At 58.8% G+C, this 6462-nt stretch carries 7 protein-coding genes and 1 pseudogene; 2 read left to right on the plus strand and 6 right to left on the minus strand.

Annotated elements, in window-relative coordinates; translation table 11 throughout:
* Positions 1-129: 129 nt before the first annotated feature.
* A complete protein-coding gene (locus EN914_RS19560) occupies positions 130-345 on the plus strand; it encodes a hypothetical protein (protein ID WP_013525008.1) in 216 nt (71 codons plus the stop codon).
* Between the two features lie 44 nt (positions 346-389).
* On the opposite strand, the gene EN914_RS19565 is transcribed toward EN914_RS19560, so the two are convergent.
* The 6 genes and pseudogenes from EN914_RS19565 to EN914_RS19590 all read right to left on the minus strand — a co-directional run bounded on the left by EN914_RS19565 (position 390) and on the right by EN914_RS19590 (position 4651).
* A complete protein-coding gene (locus EN914_RS19565; protein WP_013525009.1) occupies positions 390-938 on the minus strand; it encodes a hypothetical protein in 549 nt (182 codons plus the stop codon).
* A 9-nt stretch (positions 939-947) separates the two neighbouring features.
* Entirely contained in the window at positions 948-2123 is a 1176-nt protein-coding gene (locus EN914_RS19570; protein WP_013525010.1) for a zinc-dependent alcohol dehydrogenase, read from the minus strand.
* Positions 2124-2533: 410 nt separating this feature from the next.
* The gene (locus tag EN914_RS19575) at positions 2534-2746 is read right to left on the minus strand and encodes a hypothetical protein (RefSeq protein WP_013525011.1); all 213 of its coding nucleotides are present in this window, start codon (positions 2744-2746) and stop codon (positions 2534-2536) included.
* A 158-nt stretch (positions 2747-2904) separates the two neighbouring features.
* The gene (locus EN914_RS39260) at positions 2905-3057 is read right to left on the minus strand and encodes a hypothetical protein (protein ID WP_407067796.1); all 153 of its coding nucleotides are present in this window, start codon (positions 3055-3057) and stop codon (positions 2905-2907) included.
* Positions 2984-3232 (minus strand): annotated as a pseudogene (locus tag EN914_RS19580) (hypothetical protein); the annotation flags it as partial. The gene EN914_RS39260 and the pseudogene EN914_RS19580, both read right to left, overlap by 74 nt.
* 1092 nt (positions 3233-4324) lie before the next feature.
* Entirely contained in the window at positions 4325-4651 is a 327-nt protein-coding gene (locus EN914_RS19590) for an MAPEG family protein (RefSeq protein WP_013525012.1), read from the minus strand.
* A gap of 809 nt (positions 4652-5460) precedes the next feature.
* Here EN914_RS19590 and EN914_RS19600 point away from each other — a divergent pair.
* Positions 5461-6093 carry a hypothetical protein gene (locus EN914_RS19600; protein WP_013525013.1) on the plus strand — a complete coding sequence of 211 codons (633 nt, stop codon included), beginning with the start codon at positions 5461-5463 and terminating at the stop codon, positions 6091-6093.
* The last annotated feature ends 369 nt before the right edge of the window (positions 6094-6462 follow it).

A 6462-nucleotide genomic window follows, 5' to 3' on the forward strand; every position in this document is an offset into this window, starting at 1 on the left:
AATATACGCTCGACGATGCCGTCGCTGCCGTAATGCGTGGTGACGTTGCTCATTGCTGTCCTCCTCGAACAGCCAGCTTCCCATCAATAGGTTGTCTCCGCAACGCGCGCTGATTCAGGAGTGTGATTCATGACCCGCTACGCCACCGTCATCACCGATGCTGACGGCCGGGAAATCGTCAGCGCCATCGGCGAATTCGCAGGCACTGCGCCGCACCCACACCTGGGGCGTGGCGAGCAGGTCGCATCCGGCGTAGAAATCGGCATGGTGCAGGATGGGGCCGGGCCGATAGCAAGTTGCGCGGCTACAATCTCGTCGAGCTCAAAATCGGTAACCTGGTTTTAGGGCTGGAACCCCAGACTAGCTTATAGCGCAAGGTCGGCACTCTGTCAGGCGGCGCCGGACTCCTGGCCGCGCTCAGAGCGGGCAAAGTCGCGGGCTGCGGCAGTGCCTGCGGGAAAGCCGCTGCGATCGCTGTAGTCGCGCGGCTTGGTCCCCCTGCGAGAGTGGCGCGCGGTGACGCCTTTCGCACCGATGATGTCGAGCAAAGCGATTCCGGCGACCACGGCAAGCGCAATGCCCACGTTGTCGCGCTTTGGATTGTCATGCCGATAAGCTGACAGCAACGTCGCGATGTCCAGGCCGTCGCCAGCCACCCGGCTCCAAAGCCCAGCCTGCTTGTCCACGGAAAGCGAGAGTATGCCGCTGCTTATCTCCCGCGCCCCATAGGCTCGGATGAGATCTTGCTTGCCGCTCATGCCGAGCGCACCGGCAATCCGCTCGGCACCAACCAGTTCGACGACGCCCAGCGCGATGCTGAACCAGCCGAGCTTGCGGGCAAGGCCATCGAAGGCACCGGCCACACTCGGCCCGGCCTGCAGCACTTTGGGATCGCCAGGCGATCGGGTGATGTTGGTGAGTTTAGCGACCACGTTCATGACGATTCCCTACGGTTTCAAAACTACCTTGATGCAGCTGTCCTGCTTGTCGCGGAACACCTTGTACATCTCGGGTCCCTGCTCGAGCCCGACGGTGTGGGTGATGACGAAGGAAGGGTCGATCTGGCCGTCCACGATGCGGCGCAGCAGATCCTCGGTCCAACGGGTGACATGGGTCTGCCCCATGCGGAAGGTGAGGCCCTTGTTCATCGCCTGTCCCATCGGAATCTTGTCGACCAGCCCGCTGTAGACGCCGGGGATCGAGATCACGCCGGCCGGCCGGCAGACATAGATCATCTCGCGCAACACATGCGGTCGATCATTTTCCATCAGCATCAACTGCTTTGCGCGATCGTAGACGGTGTCGGGCTGGGCCAGCGAGACATGGCTTTCCATGCCGACGCAATCGATGCACTTCTCCGGGCCATTTGCGCCGGTGAGTTCCTGCAGCCGTTCGACGACACTTTCCTCGGCGAAATTAATGGTGATGGCACCGCCGGCCGCCCCCATGGAAAGCCGTTCCGGCAGGCAATCGATCGCCACCACCTGTTTGGCGCCGAGCAGCAGGGCGCTGCGTATTGCCATCTGCCCGACTGGGCCGCAGCCCCACACCGCAACCGTATCCGTAGGCTCTATGTCGCACTGTGCCGCGGCCTGCCATCCGGTGGGAAAAATATCGCCGAGGAAGAGAACCTGCTCGTCGGTAAGGTTGTCAGGCACCTTTACGTGCGTGGCGTCGGCGAACGGCACCCGCAGGTATTCCGCCTGTCCCCCGGGATAGCCGCCCGTCAAATGGGTGTAGCCAAACAGACCAGCGGTGGTGTGCCCGAACACCTTGTCGCCGAGGTTCTTCTTGCGGTTCGTACGTTCGCAAACCGAAAAGTTCTGTCTCTTGCACTGGTCGCACTCACCGCAGATTATGGTGAACGGTACGACAATGCGGTCTCCCTTCTTCAGAGCGCCGTTGACGCCCCTGCCGACCTCCACGACCTCTCCCATCATCTCGTGGCCCATAATGTCGCCTGGCAGCATGGCTGGCACGTAGTTGTGGTAAAGGTGAAGGTCGGAGCCGCAGATGGCACAACTCGTCACCTTGATAATCGCGTCCCGTTCATCCTCAATTTCTGGATCGGAGACCTGATCGCAGCGTATGTCTTCCTTACCGTGCCAGACCAACGCACGCATAGCCCGCTCCTCTGTTGGCAAGGTCGATCGGGACCCGCGCTTGGCAAGCGGGCCATGCTATTCATCGACCGTGCCCGCCGCCTGTCGAACCGCAATGGCCGATCTATGTTCCGGGAGCTTGAGAGAATATTTTGGGCCATTCCAAACGGCGCCTTCGCCTGACCGCGACTCGCTTGCCGCTCCGTCTGAAGTCGGCTCCTCAGTCTTGATGCAGCTACGGCATGTCTTCGTTGTTTGTGCCATGCACGTTGGAGCCGTGCAGGAGGGACTGGATTTCGTCTAGATCGATGTTGCCGTCACCATTCTCGTCGATGCTATTGAACATCCTGCCGACCGCGCTTTGAACCTCAATGACCTGTCCCCATCCGTGTCCAACAGGCCAAACATAAGTCGCATGCCGGCACCGCGCATCATTTGGTGCCCCCGGTGTCGAGCCATTCTGTGTCCTCTGCCCCAGTCACCACGATTTCGCCAATGGTCGCCATGACGGCTAGCTTCATCGGGACGGTCAGCATGCCCGTTGCGGTCGCCCTGGTCGTTGCGGCTATCTTCGTCACGGAAAGCTTCTTCAGAACCGCGATCCTGGTGCATTCTCTCCCGGACAGCTTGCTCAACCATCTCATGGCATGCCTCCATCGAACCATCGGCCGTGTTTGTTTGGGTCAAACTGGGGCTCGGTCAGATTGTTCCCTCAAGGGGATGAGGTCACGGCGAAGTTACAGGCCATGTGCCCGTGGGCGCAGGGCGACCACAACCAGAATGGTGGAGATGGTGTTTGCATTCATGTCGTCGTAGCCGCCTTCTGGAATGGCGGAACGTGCCAAGGTGTTGCAGCGCTGTGGTGAAGCTTGCTTCGCTGCCGCGGCCTGCAGGGCGAGAGATCGCGCATCTCGATCTGCATCCACACGACTGGAAGCCAGAACAGGCCGGTAATGAGGTAAAGCAGGATCGAAAAGCGCAATCCACCTCTCGGTCGGCGAATAGGCGGAATGCCAGGCGAGGGCATGAGCCACCACCGCGGTTGCAGTGAACACGAATTCAGCGATCACGGCGATGCGTGCGACCGCTACGATGGTCGCGGAATTTGCGGTCTGATGGGCGAGCAGCATGAAGAAGGCGATGCCGGCCGGACGGCGAGTTGTTCGCAGACCGCCTCGGACGGTTCAGTGCAAGGATCAATCCCCCTGCGCCGCTCATGGACGCAGCGCCAGCTCAGGGACCTGATCGGCGGGATCCGCGATGGTCATGGACCCGATTCCCGGCGGAAGTGCGGCATGTGGGCTGGATCGTTTGACAAGCGATCGGAATGTCAGGAAATCAGAGCGAGGCGGCGCGGCACAACCGGCGGCCAGCGCCTTGGCGAAGGTGACGCATGTCGAGCTGCTGACCGCACGTCGGACAGATGTAGGAATATCCTTTTTGGGCTCGCCGCTGTAGAGCTTGCCGGGAATTGATCCACCAAGATCAGATAGCTCGTCATATCCATCGACTTGTCTCAAATGTTACCGAACTGTTCTGCGCATATTCCCGTCCGCTCGGTCAAAGTCTAACGATCAGGGAAGCACATTGGAAAGCACATGCGGTAACGGTTGATTCAACCATTGCTGGTATGTTGGTGTGGGTGGCGACTCCGACAGTTGGGCGGGCGCTTCAGTGCCGGAGCCGCCTGCGCAGTCCGGTTGGGGTTTGACCGCGCCGTCCTATAATGGGACAGCGCGGTCAACGATTCGTTAAAATGCTCCGGAGCTAATTAAACGTGTGCTAAATTGAATCGCAGTGTTGCGAGTCAGCTCATGCGTTTGAAGGTCATCAGGCTATCGCGCAGGAAGGACGAGGCGGTGTTAGCCGTCAGTCATTCTATCTCACGCGCTGACGACCTCTGGCGCCTTCCAAGTCATCACTTGTGACATCAGCCGTTGAATCGAAGCCGGTCCAACCGCCTGCTTCGTATTCGTTTCGCCGGAACCACCGATAGCTTCGCCCGTTGCTAAGCTGCCCCGTGACACACGGAATCATCGATCACTGCTTGATGTATGGCTAGCGACGGTGACTCACCAGAGACATGAACTCAGAAAAGAACCAACGAAGCTGGACCGCGTTTAACGTGTTGACTGGGCAGCCAGCAGACCCGTGGGCGCTACGGCTAAGCTATGCCCGGACTCTTGTTCGCCTTTTGAACGCTGTCGAGTTGAAGCGAAAGGTCACATGCGGCGAAAGATTGAATAAAGAAGCCGGGGTACCGCTTCAGCGGTGCCGACGGGAACCGTCATTATCCAAAGCAGTCCCAGTGCAGCCGCCCATGGCGCGCTCCAGTAGACCGCGAAAAGCCACATCGACGGAAGAAAGATCGGCAGCCATTCGATCGAGTTTGAATTAGCGCGGATTGTCCGCTCAAGCAGCGGATCCCCAGTCATGGTCGGGGCGAGAACGCCCGTCCTCTTGTGGGTTCTGGCGACTGTCAGCGCTATGCCAAAAATCATTAGGCTGCAAAGCAGCGTCACAATAGCCACCGAGAAATACCGTTCCATGCCTGCCTCCTCTCGTCGCGGAACAGGCAGGCAAGCAAAGGTTGTCGCCAGTGGCAAGCTGCATGTGCGTCATCCTGACAACCAATCGCCAGGATTTTGCGGCCGGCTTGAGCCGCGAGCTCTTGTCTCCCCTATGGCGACAGGGTCTTTGCCGAAGGACGCTTAGAGCCGCTTATGCTAAGCTGCTTTCACTGCTATATCTGAAATGCAGGCAGGACGTCCGCAACCCCGGAAAGCCAAGGGATGGATTGGGATCGAGAACGCGACGATCGCGATCACCGTCGAAGGCATTGATCGCGCCGATTCCAATGTGCGCCCTGTCGGACTTCCGGCTTTTAGACCATGCGACAGCTCCCTGACTCGAGAGGCGAACCCACTACGGCCGCACTAGACGCGGAAAGGGAGAATGCTGGTTCAGTGGGGGCCTTTGGGCCCAACGGACCGCACCGGCCACTACGGAAGAGATTTGGACAGCCCGCGGTGCTCAAGCCATAGTTCGATGTGTTCATGGCGCGAGGGGGCGCCTGCTATCTTGACAAGTACGCGGTCACAGTGTGGACCTCCTGAATGGCGAGGACCCGAAACATGGATGGCCAGGCAATTCGCTCGTGTAGCAACGCGTCCGGGGCAACCGAGCCACAGTTGTTCTTAAGCATTTTAATAAAATATCAGCATTGTCCTATATCCGCAGGACACTATACCGCCGGATCATACCGGCTATTGTGCAACTCGGTGGCGCCTTAGCGCGTACTAATATGAGCGGCAGGCGAAGCTTGCTGCACATCGTAAGGCAACCACAGGAGAGTGTCATGGCTAGTATCTTCGCGAGAACTGCCAAAACATTGGCGAGTGGCGTGATCATTTCAGTTTTGTGCATGCCGGCAAATGCCGCCGGAATTGGCGCCGGTGCGGGCGCATCCGTTGGGGGTAGCGGCGGCATCAATGCCGGTGCTGGTGCCTCTATCGGCGGCTCGGGCGGCGTGGACGCCGGAGCGGGTGCGTCTATCGGGGGTTCGAGCGGCGGCAATGCTGGCGCAGGCGCCTCAGTCGGTGGCTCCAGCGGCGTCAATGCCGGTCTGGGCGCCTCCGTCGGCGGCTCTAGTGGCATCAATGCTGGGGCAGGTGCGACGGTTGGTGGCACTAACGGCGTGACGGCAGGTGTTGGCGCAACTTTGGGCGGCACGAGCGGCATTGGTGTTGGTGCTGGACTGGGCGTTGGCAATGGTGTCAATGCCGGTGTTGGCGTTGAAACAAGCCCCTCCAACCCTTCCAATCCGAGCAATCCTTCTAATCCCAGCAATCGTAGACTGGTCAACGTCGTAGCTGACCTGTCGGATACGCAACTCGCACGGATGAAGAAACGTTGTGTGGACGTGCTCGGCAGTCAGGGGACCTACGATCGCGACTTACGCCAGCTTTGCCTGCTGATCTCCCGCCGCTAAAAAGAACAGCCGGGACGGAAGTGCGAACCAGCCGCAAGGCGGTGTGACACTCTCCTGCCTTTGGCCAGTCAGAAAGCCCGTTTCCGCAAGTGACGGGCTTTTTGCCGCCATTAGTTTAAATTGACGCTGCATCATTTCTTCCAATTATTTGGCGCCATGTGAAGAAAACGCGAACGACGTGCTAATATCGAGTATGCTCCAAATTATTTGATTTGCCGTGAGCGCTGGAGAAATACCATTCCAATGGCGTCAAAAACATTGGAAAGTGACCGACATATCATTGGCGCTAATGTGGAGATTTAAACTAAACTTTAAGACGAAAACCCGACTTCGATTTCTGTCGGGATATCTTACCATGTGAATTGAAGA

This window comes from Mesorhizobium sp. M7A.F.Ca.CA.001.08.2.1 (assembly GCF_003998455.1).
In the GTDB taxonomy this organism is placed as follows: domain Bacteria; phylum Pseudomonadota; class Alphaproteobacteria; order Rhizobiales; family Rhizobiaceae; genus Mesorhizobium; species Mesorhizobium ciceri.